At 52.8% G+C, this 15,082-nt stretch carries 17 protein-coding genes; 12 read left to right on the forward strand and 5 right to left on the reverse strand.

Annotated features, from left to right (window positions below; genetic code table 11):
- The first annotated feature begins 21 nt into the window (after positions 1–21).
- The 3 genes from dltC to lepA all read left to right on the forward strand — a co-directional run bounded on the left by dltC (position 22) and on the right by lepA (position 3,503).
- The gene (gene dltC / locus H3M12_RS08700; protein WP_129031519.1) at positions 22–255 is read left to right on the forward strand and encodes a D-alanine--poly(phosphoribitol) ligase subunit DltC; all 234 of its coding nucleotides are present in this window, start codon (positions 22–24) and stop codon (positions 253–255) included.
- Between the two features lie 3 nt (positions 256–258).
- Complete coding sequence (gene dltD, locus H3M12_RS08705; RefSeq protein WP_129031518.1) at positions 259–1,548, forward strand: D-alanyl-lipoteichoic acid biosynthesis protein DltD; 1,290 nt, start codon at positions 259–261, stop codon at positions 1,546–1,548.
- Positions 1,549–1,670: 122 nt separating this feature from the next.
- Positions 1,671–3,503, forward strand: coding sequence for a translation elongation factor 4 (gene lepA, locus H3M12_RS08710; protein ID WP_129031517.1), 1,833 nt, complete (start codon positions 1,671–1,673; stop codon positions 3,501–3,503).
- A 77-nt stretch (positions 3,504–3,580) separates the two neighbouring features.
- Here lepA and H3M12_RS08715 read toward each other — a convergent pair whose 3' ends face one another.
- From H3M12_RS08715 to mscL, 3 genes are all read right to left on the reverse strand, one after another.
- A complete protein-coding gene (locus H3M12_RS08715; RefSeq protein ID WP_129031516.1) occupies positions 3,581–3,787 on the reverse strand; it encodes a hypothetical protein in 207 nt (68 codons plus the stop codon).
- A 132-nt stretch (positions 3,788–3,919) separates the two neighbouring features.
- A complete protein-coding gene (locus H3M12_RS08720) occupies positions 3,920–4,282 on the reverse strand; it encodes a hypothetical protein (RefSeq protein ID WP_129031515.1) in 363 nt (120 codons plus the stop codon).
- Positions 4,283–4,418: 136 nt separating this feature from the next.
- Complete coding sequence (mscL, locus tag H3M12_RS08725) at positions 4,419–4,793, reverse strand: large-conductance mechanosensitive channel protein MscL (protein WP_129031514.1); 375 nt, start codon at positions 4,791–4,793, stop codon at positions 4,419–4,421.
- Positions 4,794–5,050: 257 nt separating this feature from the next.
- On the opposite strand from mscL, the gene H3M12_RS08730 reads away from it, so the two are divergent.
- From H3M12_RS08730 to H3M12_RS08765, 8 genes are all read left to right on the forward strand, one after another.
- A complete protein-coding gene (locus tag H3M12_RS08730) occupies positions 5,051–5,311 on the forward strand; it encodes a hypothetical protein (protein ID WP_129031513.1) in 261 nt (86 codons plus the stop codon).
- 365 nt (positions 5,312–5,676) lie between these two features.
- Positions 5,677–5,994, forward strand: a complete 318-nt coding sequence (locus H3M12_RS08735) for a hypothetical protein (RefSeq protein ID WP_170954933.1) — start codon at positions 5,677–5,679, stop codon at positions 5,992–5,994.
- Between the two features lie 95 nt (positions 5,995–6,089).
- Positions 6,090–7,040 carry a 50S ribosomal protein L11 methyltransferase gene (prmA, locus tag H3M12_RS08740; protein ID WP_129031511.1) on the forward strand — a complete coding sequence of 317 codons (951 nt, stop codon included), beginning with the start codon at positions 6,090–6,092 and terminating at the stop codon, positions 7,038–7,040.
- Positions 7,041–7,043: 3 nt separating this feature from the next.
- The gene (locus tag H3M12_RS08745) at positions 7,044–7,805 is read left to right on the forward strand and encodes an RsmE family RNA methyltransferase (protein ID WP_129031510.1); all 762 of its coding nucleotides are present in this window, start codon (positions 7,044–7,046) and stop codon (positions 7,803–7,805) included.
- Between the two features lie 98 nt (positions 7,806–7,903).
- Positions 7,904–8,206, forward strand: a complete 303-nt coding sequence (locus H3M12_RS08750; RefSeq protein ID WP_225423482.1) for a hypothetical protein — start codon at positions 7,904–7,906, stop codon at positions 8,204–8,206.
- Between the two features lie 17 nt (positions 8,207–8,223).
- The gene (locus H3M12_RS08755; RefSeq protein WP_182150632.1) at positions 8,224–10,452 is read left to right on the forward strand and encodes a RelA/SpoT family protein; all 2,229 of its coding nucleotides are present in this window, start codon (positions 8,224–8,226) and stop codon (positions 10,450–10,452) included.
- 13 nt (positions 10,453–10,465) lie between these two features.
- Positions 10,466–10,909, forward strand: coding sequence for a D-aminoacyl-tRNA deacylase (dtd, locus tag H3M12_RS08760; protein ID WP_129031508.1), 444 nt, complete (start codon positions 10,466–10,468; stop codon positions 10,907–10,909).
- 59 nt (positions 10,910–10,968) lie between these two features.
- Complete coding sequence (locus tag H3M12_RS08765) at positions 10,969–11,613, forward strand: HAD-IA family hydrolase (RefSeq protein WP_182150633.1); 645 nt, start codon at positions 10,969–10,971, stop codon at positions 11,611–11,613.
- Positions 11,614–11,699: 86 nt separating this feature from the next.
- Here H3M12_RS08765 and H3M12_RS08770 read toward each other — a convergent pair whose 3' ends face one another.
- Both H3M12_RS08770 and H3M12_RS08775 read right to left on the reverse strand, forming a co-directional pair.
- On the reverse strand, positions 11,700–12,542 hold the full coding sequence (locus H3M12_RS08770) for a fructosamine kinase family protein (protein ID WP_129031506.1): 843 nt from the start codon (positions 12,540–12,542) through the stop codon (positions 11,700–11,702).
- 26 nt (positions 12,543–12,568) lie between these two features.
- A complete protein-coding gene (locus H3M12_RS08775; RefSeq protein ID WP_182150634.1) occupies positions 12,569–13,420 on the reverse strand; it encodes an N-acetylmuramoyl-L-alanine amidase in 852 nt (283 codons plus the stop codon).
- A 362-nt stretch (positions 13,421–13,782) separates the two neighbouring features.
- Between H3M12_RS08775 and hisS the strand changes: the two genes are divergently transcribed.
- Positions 13,783–15,078 carry a histidine--tRNA ligase gene (hisS, locus tag H3M12_RS08780; RefSeq protein ID WP_129031504.1) on the forward strand — a complete coding sequence of 432 codons (1,296 nt, stop codon included), beginning with the start codon at positions 13,783–13,785 and terminating at the stop codon, positions 15,076–15,078.
- Positions 15,079–15,082 lie beyond the last annotated feature (4 nt).

Consider the following 15,082-nt stretch of genomic DNA (forward strand, 5'->3'; position numbering starts at 1 on the left):
TTCATTTAGGGGGAAATAACAATGGATGTTCAAGCAACGGTATTAGAAATTTTAGCAGATCTAACGGGGAACGATGTCAGTGGAGCGATGGACGATAACTTGTTCGATAGTGGCTTACTGGATTCCATGGGATCTGTGCAACTGCTTTTGCAATTACAAAGCGAGTTAGGAATCAGTGTGCCAGTCTCTGAATTTGAGCGGTCAGAGTGGGACACGCCCAACAAAATCATTACTAAAGTGGAAAGCCTGGTCTAACTAATGGCTAAGCGACTACTACGGATTTTTGGGCCGATTATTTTAGCGGCCCTGCTGGTTCTCGCGGTATTCGTCTCACCAGTTACTTTCGGCTTTAAGCACGTCAGCGCAGGTGAAGAACGTCAAGCAGCCGTTTCCTTATCACCCAATGTGTTGAAGGGTAAACGACTCAAGGCGGCCGCACTCGGAGAAAATTACGTGCCGTTCTTTGGCTCATCGGAGTGGTCGCGGTTCGATCCGATGCACCCGTCGGTTCTGGCCCAAAAGTACGACCGGAGTTACCGGCCGTTTCTGTTGGGGGCACGGGGCACGCAATCTCTGACGCAGTTCTTCGTGATGCAAAACATCCAGGGGGACTTGCGGCATAAAAAGGCAGTCTTCGTGATTTCACCGCAGTGGTTCGTCAAAAATGGGACGCGTAAAGACGCCTTTGGCTTCTACTACTCCCAGCTACAAACGACGGAGTGGCTGTCGCATTACCGGCACGATGCCATTGACCGGTACGCCGCCAAACGCTTGCTGCAGATGCCGGTCGCACAATCTGACCACTTCATTTACGCGGCGTTGCAGCGGGTGGCGTCTGGGAAGTCGTTGACTGACTACCAAAAAGTTTACCTGCGTGCCAAAATGAACATGCTGACGCAAGAAGATCAATTCTTCTCCGGAATTAACTTGCCGTCGCAGAACCTAAACAAGGTGATGCAACAAACGAAGAAGTTACCCACTCATTACTCCTACGCTACGTTGAATCGCCTGGCCGGTCAGTTGGGGAAAGCCCAAACGGGTAATAACCGGTTCCACATCAGTGATACCTTTTATAAGCAACGGTTAAAAAAGGTGATTCGCAAGGGGAAGCTGAAGAACTTCCAAAAGAACCTCAGCTACACGCAATCCCCAGAGTTTGCGGATTTCCAACTGGTCTTGGATCAATTTGCGCGGTTGGACACCAACGTGATGTTTATCATCCCGCCGGTCAATGACCGCTGGTCCGCGTACACGGGGTTATCCAAGTCGATGTTGCGCCAGTTCGACCGCAAGATTCGCTACCAATTGGAATCGCAAGGTTTCACGCACATCTGTGATTTGAGCCACGATGGTAACGTGCCGTACTTCATGACGGATACGATTCATCTGGGGTGGCGCGGCTGGTTAGCCGTGGATCAACAACTCAATCCGTTCTTGACCAAGTCCCAACCAGCGCCACATTACAATATTAACGATAAGTTCTACTCGCAACAGTGGCAACAGTTACCACCGGAGCGTTTAGCCGCTTATAAGGTCACATCGAAATAGGGTCAGGGGAGGCGTTCGGCAACTTGTCGGTCGCCTTTTTGTGTGCGTGGGCCTAAGTTTGTACTTCCCCGTGATGGTTGGTATAATTATCGAGACAAATGGTAAAGAAAGTAGGAACGCAAATGGATTTGGAGAAATTAGCGCAACATCAAAAATATATTCGGAATTTTTCCATTGTGGCCCATATCGACCACGGGAAATCGACCCTCGCGGACCGGATCTTGGAAATGACCGATACGGTCGCCAAGCGAGACATGCAAGACCAAATCCTGGATAACATGGACTTGGAACGGGAACGCGGCATCACCATCAAGCTGAACGCCGTCGAACTGACCTACCACGCTAAGGACGGTCATGATTACGAATTTCACTTGATCGATACTCCCGGCCACGTGGACTTCTCCTATGAAGTTTCGCGGAGCTTAGCGGCGTGTGAAGGCGCCGTCTTGGTCGTCGACGCGGCTCAAGGGGTCGAAGCTCAGACCCTAGCCAACGTCTACTTGGCCCTCGATGATGACCTGGAAATCGTCCCGGTGATCAATAAGATCGATCTGCCATCGGCTAACCCTGATAAGGTCAAAAAAGAAATCGAAGACGTGATTGGCTTGGATGCTTCCGATGCCGTTTTGGCCAGTGCCAAGCAGGGCATCGGTATCGAAGACCTCTTGGAACAGATCGTGGCCAAGGTGCCGGCACCGACTGGTGATTTGACCGCGCCGTTGAAGGCGTTGGTCTTTGACTCGGTCTACGACGATTATCGCGGCGTTGTGTTGAGCGTGCGGTTGTATGACGGCACGGTGCGCCCCGGTGACAAGATTCGAATGATGAACAGTGAAACGGAATATGAAGTCACCGAAGTGGGCGTGAACTCGCCCAAACCTCTAAGTCGCGACTACTTGATTGCCGGGGATGTGGGTTACATCACGGCGGCTATCAAGGACATCACGAAGACCCGAGTCGGGGATACCGTGACTAATGCTGACGACCCGGCGGCTAAGGCCTTACCGGGCTACCGGGAAATGAATCCGATGGTCTACGCGGGACTTTACCCGACGGATAATGCCAAGTTGAACGACTTACGGGAAGCTTTGGAAAAGTTGAAGTTAAATGATGCGGCCTTGGAATTTGAACCAGAATCCTCCCAAGCATTAGGTTTTGGCTTCCGGTGTGGGTTCTTGGGGATGCTCCATATGGACGTGGTCCAGGAACGCCTGGAACGGGAATTCAACCTGGATTTGATTACCACGGCACCATCGGTCACGTACCATGCCTACTTGACGGATGGCACGATGAAGGAAGTCGAAAACCCGTCCGAAATGCCGGAAGCGGCGGCTATCAAGCGCATCGAAGAACCCATCGTTAAGGCGACCGTCATGGTCCCCAACGACTACGTGGGGGCGGTGATGGAGCTATGTCAGCACCGGCGCGGGCAGTTCGTGACCATGGAATACCTGGACGATTACCGGGTCAACATCGTCTACAACATGCCGTTGTCCGAAATCATTTTCGATTTCTTTGATAAGTTAAAGTCCAGTACCCGCGGTTACGGGTCCTTAGATTATGAGATGAACGGGTATCAGGAAAGTGACCTGGTCAAAATCGACCTGTTGTTGAACGGCGACAAGGTGGATGCCTTGAGTTTCATTGCCCACCGGACCTTTGCGGCCCAGCGCGGTCGGGAGATTGCGACGCGGTTGAAGGGCATCATTCCACGGCAAAACTTTGAGATTCCGATTCAAGCGGCCATCGGCGCGAAGATCATTGCCCGGACGACTATCAAGGCTTATCGCAAGGACGTGACGGCCCACCTGTATGGAGGGGACCGGACTCGGCGGATGAAGCTGTTAGAGAAGCAAAAGGCCGGTAAGAAACGGATGAAGGCTGTGGGGCAAGTTGAAATCCCCCAGGAAGCCTTCATGGCCGTGTTGAAGACCGATGAAGACGAAACGAAGTAAACTTAAATAATCCCAAATAAGGCTTATCTCAGTTGGCATGATGCTAATTGAGATAAGCCTTTTGGTGTACGATGAGATCAGTGCTTATGCACCTCAAGTGTCAACGACCGGGGTGCGTGGCCGCGGACCTTGTAGGTGGCGCTTTGGGCGGTATCCGCCTGAGTGAGTTTCTGCGCCAAGGCCTTCGCCTGCCCGTCATCGAGGCCTTCCAAATCGTAGGTGACGACCCAGCGCGCGGGAATGGCCCGTACTTTGACTAAAATTGGTTGAATCAGGTTGTCCATAATTATTTGCCTCCTGATAAATCTTAGGTTCATTGTAGCAAAGTTTAAGTTCTACAGCCGGGGCCAAACAAAAAAGCCCGGACGAGTGGTCCAGACTTTTGGTAATTGACGGGATGCATAGGGTGAATCGACTTACTCCGCCGTGGCGTCCTCTTCCAACTCTAACCAAATCGTGAGGGGGGAAGGGATATAATCGGGCCAATTCTCCATCTTCTTGGCACACCGGTCGAGCAGGTGGCTTTGACCATCGGTAGCGAGGTCATCAAAGACGCTTAAAGCGGCCGGATTATCGGTTAAATCAGTCATCAACGTTGGCACGGCGTGTTTCCACTCCTCAATTAAATCTTGATAGATGACGATTCGCCGGGCTTGGAGGATGGTGTAATCAACCCCCTCCACGTGGAGTCGTTTGATCAACCGGTCGTACTCGTTGAAGACGGCGGTCTGGGCGCGTTGCCAATCCGTTTTGGTGAAGGTTACTTTTTCTTCTCGCATGGTCGAATACCCTCTTTGACAGTGATATCACAATTTTGTGTCGCTTACCTAAAGCAAGCCTGACAACAGTATAGCATTTTACTGTCGAATGGGTAACGGCTTTCGGGTGGGGAAGTCGTTGCGGGGGTTCAGAAACCTAATGCTCCTCTTTCTTTAACAACGTTACGATTTCCTGTAAGTATTTTTCTTCGGCCGTTGGCTCCGCTTCTTCTTCCTTCTTAGGGGCTGGCAGGACCTTATTGATGGTTTTGACCAGCAAGAAGACTACGAAGGCGATGATAATGAAATTGATGATGGCGTTGATAAACGCCCCATAACGAAAGTGTGCTTGGCCCACGGTTAAGACCAGGTTGGAAAAATCGATACTGCCAACGAACATCCCGAGCAGGGGGTTGATCAGATTTTCGACCAGGGAATTCACGATGGCGGTGAAAGCTGCTCCAATAATGACCCCAACGGCGAGGTCCAAAACGTTGCCCCGAGCCACGAACGCCTTAAATTCTTTAAACATAGTGTGACACCTTCCTCATTAAGTTGACTTGCCCTAATTTTCGACGATTTATTGGGAAAATGCAACCTAAACGCGGGGCTAATGGTGAGGGACCACGGTGATGAAGCCCATAAAAATGGCTGGTACGTCACAATTATTTGACCGTTAAAAGGTTAACGGGACGGGCACGAAAGGACTAGGCACCAGGCCCATAATCCGGTATATTATGGGGATAGCCACCAAGATAAACGGATTTAAATAAAGGGGGAATCACTGTTATGGAAGAAGAACAAGAAGTCAACTGGTACGCTGAGATGCGGGCCATTGAAGCGGCGGAGGACCGGGCTTTGTGTGTCTTAGGGAGCCCCTTGACTAACCAAGAGATTGCGGTTGCTGCGGAGATCCCATTAGCTGTGATTACGGCCGTGCGGGAGCAAGAAGTGGATTACCGGATGTTAACGGTTGAAGATATTTTGTCTCTGGACGATATTTATGAGTTGGCTCAGGAAGCTTTTGACGAACCAGAATTTTTTGGCTAACTGCTAATCAATGATCAGAAAAACTATTCTGTGGGGCTCCGCGACTAACGTTAGGAGTCCCGTTTAGTTTGGCCATCGGGGGTCGCCAATCAATCCCAAGAAAACTTAAGGTTTTTAGGGGTTATGAGTTTCTAATTTCAATCACTCATGCTATAATGTAAGTGGTTTCATGAAACGGAATTGGCGTAAAAACTGGTTTTCATCGGAAATCGGTCTTGAATTTTGGCTTCCCTAAACTAATTGCTTGCATTTTAGGGGCAAATCCATTACTATGTTTAATTGATACAATTTAAAGTGTCGACAACCGAAGACGGTCGTTCCCGTTGGTTAAACCAAAGTAGATTGTCATTTAGGAGGTGATTACCATGCTGAGTCGAACCAAAGAATATTTACGACAACATAATTATCGTTACGAAAAGTCGTACATTCGACCGCTAATGGCACCCGAGAGTGTCTACGTATTCAAGTTCGGTCGCAATTCGCTCAATAATCGGGTAATCATTCGTTATGGTCATACGTGGACTGGACGCCAGCGAATCAACGAGATTGACTTGCGGCTCCACAAGCAAAAGCATCCCCGTGTGTTTCAAAATGAAGCGGATATGCTGGATTATTTAGAAACACATCTTGCCCGTCGAGAGCAACGAAATGCTGACCATCCGACCGATGCCGAAAAGGTCTAAGGTTGGTTCCATTAATTTTTAAAGGCTAATGGTGAGCCAGCGACAACTTGAAATTGTCGCCGGCTCTTTTCATTTTTAAGGAGGACATTTCAGTTATGCAGTGGACAGAAGTCAGCGTGCTGACGACTAATGAAGCGGTTGAGGCCGTTAGTAACATTTTACAAGAGGCGGGGGCCAGTGGGGTCAAGATCGATGACGCCGCCGATTACGCCAATTTAAAACCAGGTAAGTATGGTGAGGTCGTGGATCTCAACACGATTCCGCACCGAACTACGGGCGCCGAAATCACCGCCTACTATCCGGAAACGGTCTTCGTACCGGAGATTCTTCCCACCATCAAGCAACGGGTCGCACAATTAAGCCAGTTCGGTTTGGACCCGACCCCTGGCACCGTGACCACCAAGGCGGTCGCTGACGAAAGCTGGGCCACGGCTTGGCAGAAGTATTATCATCCGGTACGAGTGACCCGCTATTTGACGGTTACGCCGAGCTGGGAAGCCTATGAACCCGTGCAAGCCGGCGAACAAGTCATTCGGCTGGATCCGGGGATGGCCTTTGGGACCGGGACCCATCCGACCACCATCTTATCGTTGATGGCCTTAGAAACGGTCATCCGTGGTGGGGAAAGTCTCTACGACGTGGGAACCGGTTCGGGTGTGCTCAGCATTGCGGCTAAAGCTTTAGGGGCGGATCACGTCGAAGCGTTCGACTTAGATGACGTGGCGGTGCGTTCGGCCAAAACAAACTTAGATTTGAATCCAGTGGCTAAAGATGTGGTTGCTCGGCCGAATAATTTATTGAACGACATTCACCAGCCGGTCGACATCGTGGTGGCCAACATCTTGGCCGAAATCATCGTGTCCCTGGTGCCACAAGCCTGGGAGAACCTCCAACCCGGGGGCCATTTCTTGACGTCGGGCATTATCGCTGACAAATTAGATACTGTGGTGGCCGCCCAAGAAAAGCAGGGCTTTATCATCGACAACGTGCTACAGATGAAGGATTGGCGCGGTGTCATCGCTCACAAACCAACGGAGGATGAATAAGGGATGCAACGTTATTTCTTAGAGACGCCCCAACAGGACGGGGATCAAGTGACGTTACCGGCGACGGTACAACACCACTGGGTCGTGGTCTTACGCGCCCAAGTAGGCGACGTGGCTGAATTTGTAGATCAGACGGCCCACCTGTTTCACGGTGAGCTTCTGCGCGTCACGAACGACGGTCACGCCGAGGTGCGGTTGACGGCGGTGGTGACGCCCACGGTCGAACTGCCCGCGCACGTGATCATCGCTTGTGGTTTACCGAAGCAGGAAAAAGCGGAGTGGATTGCGCAAAAGGCGACCGAAATGGGGGTCCAACAGGTTATTTTCTACGGGGCCGACTGGTCGATTGCCAAGTGGCATTCCCAGAAAGTTGCTAAAAAAGTTGCGCGCTTGACTAAGGTCGCTAACGGGGCGGCTGAACAATCTCACCGCTTAGTCCGACCGACCGTGACTTACGTGCCTAACCTTGCAGCGGTATTGGCGACCCCTAACGACCTCACCTTAATGGCTTATGAAGAATCCGCTAAGCGGGGCGAACACAGTGCGTTAACGGCGAACTTACAACGGGTCGTCGCCGGGCAAACCGTGCTGGCCATCTTCGGTCCCGAGGGTGGAATCAGTCCCGCCGAAGTCACCCAAGCTCAAACGGCTCACGCGATTTTGGTGGGGTTAGGGCCGCGAATCTTACGGACGGAAACGGCGCCATTATACTTTTTGGCCGCGGCGTCGACCATTTGGGAGTTACAAAGTCCGCAACGAGGGTGAAATCCCCTTGAAAACATGCTAAAATAGGTCCAATTATAGAGAGAGTAAAGGTGAATGCAATGGCATTTCTGGAAAAGTTGGGCTGGCGGTATTGGCTCATGGGAGTAGTTGTGGGCGTGGGCTTACCAGCCCTAGCAATGGGGTTGGGATTGGATCCAGTCTGGCGTTTCGGTGGGCTATTGTTAATCTTGAACGGGGGCGTTTCAATTGGGCTAGGTCACTTTGTGGCCACGCGACAACGACCGTGGTGGCTACTGCTGGTCTTTCCCGTGTTCTATTTTATCGGGGCGAGTGGGTTTCTCCCCGGTTACACGCGCTACTTCGCACTGGTCTATCTGTGCCTGTCTTATTTGGCTTACGGATTGACGGTTACGGCGCAAGCAGAAGAATCTAAAAATTAAGGGTGGTGGCGTCCAATATGACCAAAGAACGTGTCTGGACGGCTGAAGAAGTAATTGCCAGAGTGGGTAAATATATGAATGCGCAACATGTCGAAATGGTGGTCAAAGCCTGTCATTTCGCCACCGTTGCGCACCGCGACCAAACGCGGCAATCTGGCGAACCCTACATTATGCATCCTATTCAGGTGGCCGGTATCTTGGCCGACCTCAACATGGACCCCGAGACCGTCTCAGCGGGCTTTCTGCACGATATCGTGGAGGACACCGGCGTGACCTTGGGCGACGTGCGGGAACTCTTCGGGGATGACGTTGCGTTGATCGTGGATGGCGTGACCAAGTTAGGGAAAATCAAATATAAGTCTAACCGGGAACAGTTGGCGGAAAATCACCGGAAACTGTTGCTGGCCATGTCCAAGGACATTCGGGTCATGATTGTGAAGTTAGCCGACCGCTTGCATAACATGCGGACCTTGCAACATTTGCGGCCCGATAAGCAGCGGCGGATCGCTAACGAGACGCTGGAGATTTACGCACCGTTGGTGGACCGCTTGGGGATTAGCACTATCAAGTGGGAACTGGAAGACGTGTCGTTTCGGTATCTGAACCCGCAACAGTACTACCGTATCGTGCATTTGATGAATTCACGGCGCGACCAACGGGAACAGTACATCGCAGCGGCCATCAAGGTCATCCAAAAATCCATTAAGGACCTGCATTTAAAGCCCGAAATCTACGGTCGCCCAAAACACATCTACTCGGTCTACCGGAAGATGAAGGACCAGCACAAGCAGTTCAGTCAGATTTACGACCTACTGGCGATTCGGGTCATCGTGGACACCATCAAGGACTGCTACGCGGTCTTGGGGGCCATCCATTCCCAGTGGAAGCCGATGCCTGGCCGGTTCAAGGACTACATCGCGATGCCGAAGGCGAATATGTACCAGTCGTTGCACACCACGGTCATTGGACCTGAAGGCAAGCCCCTCGAGGTCCAGATTCGGACTAAGGAAATGCACGCCGTGGCGGAATACGGGGTCGCGGCGCACTGGGCTTATAAGGAAGGTGTCAAGGACAAGGTCCACGAGACCAACACCGGTGATAAGCTGAACCTATTCAAACACATCATCGAACTGCAAGAAGATACCGATGACGCGGCAGATTTCATGGACAGCGTCAAGGGCGAACTGTTCGGCGACCATGTTTACGCGTTCACCCCCAAGGGTGACGTGCTCGAGTTGCCTAAGGGAGCTGGTCCACTGGATATGGCCTACGCTATTCATACGGAAGTTGGGCACCACACCACGGGGGCTACGATCAACGGTAAAATCGTGCCACTGAACTACGAGATTAAAAACGGCGACATCGTGGATATCCGGACCTCGAGTAGTTCTGCTGGCCCGAGCCGGGACTGGTTGAAGCTGGTCTCGACGCGGCGGGCCCGCAATAAAATCAAGCAGTTTTTCCGTTTGCGAGACCGGGAACAAAGCATCACCCAGGGCCGCGAAATGGTCGAACGGTTGATCCGTGAAGCCGGCTACGATCCCAAGACCATCATGACGAAGGAAAATGGGGAAAAGGTCACCGCTAAGTTGCATTATCAACATATCGATGACTTGTTGGCCGCGATTGGGTTTGGGGATCTGCAACCCCAGGGAGTGGTCAACCGCTTGACCGATGACGTCCGCCAGGCGGCCGAAGACGAGCGCCGGCGCCAAGAGGAACGTGAAATCTTGGAGCAGCACCAGTCCATCAAGAGCGATAGCGATGCCGACCGTAAGGACCGTAAGAAGCAGCCTGACGGCGTGGTCATCGAAGGCGTCGATAATTTGCTGGTACGGTTGAGTCATTGCTGTGCCCCGGTTCCTGGCGACCAGATTACAGGTTACATCACCAAGGGGCGCGGGGTCTCCGTGCACCGGGTGGACTGCCCGAACGTGCGGCACGCTGAAGAAAGTGGCGAACGCATCGTGCCGGTCCGCTGGGGCAACGAACACGGCGACCGGACCAACTACCACGCCGATATCCAGGTCCAAGGCTACAATCGTAATGGGCTACTGAACGACGTGTTGCGGATGATCAATAACTCGACGAAGGACCTGACGTCCATCAACGGCAAGGTCGATCACAATAAGATGGTCATTATCTCGGTCAGTCTGGGGATTCGCAACCGTTGGGAACTTCAACGGATTATGGATAACATTAAAAATATTCCTGATGTTTACGTGGTCAAGCGACCGTTTCGGTAGAAAGGAAGCAAGTATGCGAGTTTTGTTACAACGGGTCACTCAAGCCAGCGTGACTATCGACAAACAAGTCGTCGGGTCGATTGCCCAGGGCTACTGCTTGTTGGTGGGTGCCGAAGATAGCGACACTAGCGACCAGGTCGATTATTTGGTGCATAAGATTAGTCATCTGCGGGTCTTTGAAGACCAGGCAGGAAAAATGAATCGCAGCATCACCGATGTTGCCGGCAGTATCTTATCGGTGTCGCAGTTCACACTTTACGCCAACACCAAGAAGGGTAACCGGCCGAGCTTTGTGGGCGCCGGGGACCCTAAGCACGCGCAAGCGATGTACGACGAGTTCAACCAAAAGCTAGCAGCGACGGGGATTTCGGTCGAGACCGGGGTCTTTGGGGCCGATATGCAGGTGGCACTGGTCAACGACGGACCGTGCACCATCTGGTTCGACACGGACGATTAAACTAAAATTAAAACGGGAGTCGGTCAAAAACCGGCTCCTTTTTTAGGGGGACATCAGTAATGCGGTATCAACAGTTATTTTGGGATTTTGACGGGACGTTAGTCGATACTTACCCGGGGATGGTCGCGGCGTTTACCACGGCGTTGACCCAGACGGGCGTGAACGCCTTTGAAATCGACCAGCCGGCCATCTACCAAGCCATGCGGCAACACAGTATGGGGACGGCATTGCGGCAGTTCAGTGCCGAGTACGGGGTGAGTCAGGATCGCTTGACCAACCTGTACCAACGACAGGCTGCCCCGAAATTAGCGACGGCGCCAGCCTTTGCCGGTAGCGCGGCCATTTTACAGACCGTGACCATGCACGGTGGGCGCAATTTCTTATTTACCCACCGCGACCAGCGGGCCATTGACCGACTCAAAGACTTAGGTCTATGGGGCGAGTTCAGTGGGGCCGTGACCGCTAGTGACGATTACCCACGCAAGCCTGACCCGACCAGCTTGAATGCGCTGTGTCAAGAATACGGCGTGCTTCCGCAAGATGCTTTGATGGTCGGCGACCGCAATCTCGATATCCAGGCGGCGCACCGCGCGGGGATGGCCGGAGCACTGTTCGATCCGGAACATCTGATTGTTGATGAGAGTCAATCTGAGGTCCGGGTCATTCGGTTAGCCGAGCTGCAGGCTTGGCTATTGGCCGATTAAGGACCGTAACCACAACAAAATGGGACCAACGCCGAATTAGTGCGCTGGTCCCATTTCGTTTTCAGATTGATTGTTTGGCGTGGTGGTTAACCGCGAGCTAACAGGTCATCGACGGCCCCACCGTATGCTTCACCGAAGAGGTTTAGGTGAGCTAATAGGTAGTACAACTGATAGTGGGGTAACCGCTCCGCGTATCCAGCCGGTAACGGGTACGCGGCTTGATAGCCCTTGTAGAAGTCCTGGGTGAAGCCGCCGAAGATGGTGGTCATGGCCAAATCAAACTCACGGTCCCCATAGAGGGTGTCTGGGTCGATCAAGGTCGGTGTGCCGTCGGCGGTGAACAGGTAGTTACCAGCCCAGAGATCACCGTGTAACAGTGACGGGGTGATGTCCCGGCCCTTATTTTCGGTGATGATGTGTTGGCGGACCTGGTCGTAGCCGGCCTGGCGCCGGTCGTTCCACAGGTTATGGGTTTGGGCCCGTTGCACTAACGGGTCGAGCCGTTGCTCAAGATAAAAGGTGGTCCAGTCGCTTTGCCAGTGGTTATTTTTAGGGAGTTTGCCGACCGCGTTATCCTGGTCGAACCCAAACTGCGGGGCCGTCACGTGGTGGACTCGGGCGACCGTTTCGCCCAGCGCGTACTGACTGCCGTGGCCGGTCTCTAGAAATTCCATCAGCAGGTAGGCGTCGCCGTCGATGGTGCCGGTCCCGAAGACTTCCGGGACGTTAGCGGCCTGACTTAGCGCCTTTAAGCCGGCAACTTCGTGTTGGTAGAAACTTGCTGGAGTCCGTGGTTGGACCAGCAAAAAGTAGGGTCCCTCGGGGGTGCTCAAGCGAAAGGCTTCGTTGATGTCGCCCCCGGAAACGGGGGTGGCGGAGGTGACTTGGCGTAACGGTAATTGTTTGAGCCAATCAGCAGTTAAAGTCATAAAATAATCGCACTTCTTTCATTAAATTAATGCTGAGTTTTGAAGTATTGGGTGAGACCGGCCACAACGCGGGTCGCCACGGCCCGTTGGTACTTAGCGGATTCGATTTCACGAAAATCCTTTTTAGTATTAATATATCCCATTTCGAGGAGCAATGACGGGCGGCTATTGTCGCGGATGACCTCGAAGTTGCCGAAGCGGATGCCCCGGTTGGTTAACGGCAGGTCGCTCATCTCTTGATTGATGTCCTGTGCCAAAGCGTAAGAGGTGCTCCGGTGGTAATAGTAGGTCGTGGTGCCCGAAGCCAGGTTATTGGTGGGCGACGAATCAAAGTGGAAACTGATGAAGGCACTGGCCTGGTTGTCGTTGGCTAAAGCCGGGCGATCAGCAAGACTGACGCTCTTGTCACTGTCCCGAGTCATGATGACGTGAGTCCCTTTAGCCCGTAATTTTGCGGCGACTCGTTTGGCCAACTGAAGGGTGTAAGTCTTTTCGTCGTGCTTTTGATTGATCGACAACGCGCCAGAATCGCTGCCCCCGTGGCCGGGGTCCAGCACGATGGTCGCTTCGGAGAGGGTCGTAGCGGTCTTTAACTTACCGGGGTGGTCGACCAACCAGCTGGCGACCCAGCCGAAACGATTATGACTGTCGCGAACGTGGTACCAATTGTTCTTTTCGCCTAAGATGGTCAGGCGACTATTTTTTTTGACCCGGGTGGTGACGTCGTAAGTCAGACCGGGGCCCTCCCGCAGACGCAGGTTGTTGACGGTCGCAGTGACCGCGTTGTGCTGGGTAAACGCCCACAGGACGCCTCCCGCGATGATTAAGATGATGAGGCTGACGATTAAGCCAATCCAGTTTTTAGGTTTAAAATGCATGGCGGCACTCCTTGCTTCAAATTGAATCAATTATACCACGTCGATTGACCCGCGGCGAAGGTCGGCCCAAAGCGGCCCCTTGACTTTTTCAAGCGGGTTCAGTATTCTAAAGAAGAATCTAATATAGAAGCCGATGAGAAAGATCAGTAGCAGGCATGCCCGCTTGCAGAGAGGTCGCGGAGCTGAAAGCGACTAACGGGGGCTGGCGAAGACACTTTTGAGGCTAGTGACGCTTGGCGTCATTCGTTTGCAACGTTATCCTGCTGAGAAAAATAAAAGGTGGTACCGTGCATACCTGCGCCCTTGTCAATTGACAGGGGCGTTTTTTATTTGTTTAGCGGTTGAGGAAGGGAAGAATGTTTATGCGTTACCAACGGCCAAAAGGGACGGCAGATATCCTACCGGGGACGTCTGAAACCTGGCAGTTCGTCGAAAAAACGGCGCGCGATTTGTTCGCCCGTTACCGGTTCGACGAGATCCGCACGCCAATGTTTGAAAATTTCGAGGTGTTCTCCCGGACATCGGGCGATACGTCCGATATCGTCACCAAGGAAATGTACGACTTCAAGGATAAGGGCGACCGACACCTGTCCTTACGTCCAGAAGGCACGGCCGGTGTCGTGCGGGCCTTCGTAGAAAATAAATTATATGGTCCCGAAACGCAAAAGCCATACAAGGTCTACTACATGGGCCCGATGTTTCGCTACGAGCGGCCCCAATCCGGGCGGCAACGGGAATTTCACCAAATCGGGGTGGAGGCCTTCGGCAGTAATGCGCCGGAACTTGACGTCGAAGTCATCGCTTTGGGCATGGCGTTACTTAGTAAACTGGGCTTAAAGCACCTGCGCTTAGCGTTGAACACGTTGGGGGATCAGGAGACCCGCGCGGCTTACCGCCAAGCATTGATCGACTTCTTGGAACCCCACTACGATGACTTGAGTGACGATTCCAAGGTCCGGCTGCACAAGAACCCGTTACGGGTCTTAGACAGTAAGGACAAGCACGACCAGGCCATCGTGGCCGACGCACCGTCCATTTTGGACTTTTTGACGCCGGACGCGACGACGCATTTTAACCAGGTCAAGGCTAGTTTAGATGCTTTAGGCATCGCTTACGACGTCGATGCAACCATGGTCCGGGGGTTGGACTACTACAACCACACCATCTTCGAAATTATGGCCGATTCACCGGCCTTGGGCGAAGGCTACACCACGGTGTTGGCCGGTGGCCGCTACAACGGCTTAGTCGAAGAACTCGGCGGCCCCGAGATGCCGGGAGTCGGTTTCGGCATGGGCGTGGAACGCCTGGTCTTATTGATGCAGGCTGAACAGGTCGCAGTCCCGAATAACCACCCATTAGACGTGTACGTCGTGGGCATTGGCGAGCAGACGTCGATTGAGACCTTGAAGCTGGTCCAAGCCATTCGAGCGGCCGGCTTAACGGCGGACCGGGATTACCTGGGACGTAAACCCAAGGCCCAATTCAAGACGGCTAACCGCTTAACGGCGCGTTACACCTTAACGATTGGGGAAAAGGAACTCGAGACGCAAACGGCCAACTTGAAGGCCATGGCGACGGGCGAAGAAATCAACGTGCCCCTAGCCGACATTTACCAAGATTTTCAAGCCGTTGTGGCACAACGGTTTACCACCAAATAAGAGG

The organism is Levilactobacillus suantsaii (assembly GCF_014069315.1).
Classification (GTDB): domain Bacteria; phylum Bacillota; class Bacilli; order Lactobacillales; family Lactobacillaceae; genus Levilactobacillus; species Levilactobacillus suantsaii.

Bases quoted from the DNA above. Each gene is read 5' to 3' on its own strand.
- dltC (WP_129031519.1), top strand. From the start codon at position 22: ATGGATGTTCAAGCAACGGTATTAGAAATTTTAGCAGATCTAACGGGG.
- dltD (WP_129031518.1), top strand. From the start codon at position 259: ATGGCTAAGCGACTACTACGGATTTTTGGGCCGATTATTTTAGCGGCC.
- lepA (WP_129031517.1), top strand. From the start codon at position 1,671: ATGGATTTGGAGAAATTAGCGCAACATCAAAAATATATTCGGAATTTT.
- H3M12_RS08715 (WP_129031516.1), bottom strand. From the start codon at position 3,787: ATGGACAACCTGATTCAACCAATTTTAGTCAAAGTACGGGCCATTCCC.
- H3M12_RS08720 (WP_129031515.1), bottom strand. From the start codon at position 4,282: ATGCGAGAAGAAAAAGTAACCTTCACCAAAACGGATTGGCAACGCGCC.
- mscL (WP_129031514.1), bottom strand. From the start codon at position 4,793: ATGTTTAAAGAATTTAAGGCGTTCGTGGCTCGGGGCAACGTTTTGGAC.
- H3M12_RS08730 (WP_129031513.1), top strand. From the start codon at position 5,051: ATGGAAGAAGAACAAGAAGTCAACTGGTACGCTGAGATGCGGGCCATT.
- H3M12_RS08735 (WP_170954933.1), top strand. From the start codon at position 5,677: ATGCTGAGTCGAACCAAAGAATATTTACGACAACATAATTATCGTTAC.
- prmA (WP_129031511.1), top strand. From the start codon at position 6,090: ATGCAGTGGACAGAAGTCAGCGTGCTGACGACTAATGAAGCGGTTGAG.
- H3M12_RS08745 (WP_129031510.1), top strand. From the start codon at position 7,044: ATGCAACGTTATTTCTTAGAGACGCCCCAACAGGACGGGGATCAAGTG.
- H3M12_RS08750 (WP_225423482.1), top strand. From the start codon at position 7,904: ATGGGAGTAGTTGTGGGCGTGGGCTTACCAGCCCTAGCAATGGGGTTG.
- H3M12_RS08755 (WP_182150632.1), top strand. From the start codon at position 8,224: ATGACCAAAGAACGTGTCTGGACGGCTGAAGAAGTAATTGCCAGAGTG.
- dtd (WP_129031508.1), top strand. From the start codon at position 10,466: ATGCGAGTTTTGTTACAACGGGTCACTCAAGCCAGCGTGACTATCGAC.
- H3M12_RS08765 (WP_182150633.1), top strand. From the start codon at position 10,969: ATGCGGTATCAACAGTTATTTTGGGATTTTGACGGGACGTTAGTCGAT.
- H3M12_RS08770 (WP_129031506.1), bottom strand. From the start codon at position 12,542: ATGACTTTAACTGCTGATTGGCTCAAACAATTACCGTTACGCCAAGTC.
- H3M12_RS08775 (WP_182150634.1), bottom strand. From the start codon at position 13,420: ATGCATTTTAAACCTAAAAACTGGATTGGCTTAATCGTCAGCCTCATC.
- hisS (WP_129031504.1), top strand. From the start codon at position 13,783: ATGCGTTACCAACGGCCAAAAGGGACGGCAGATATCCTACCGGGGACG.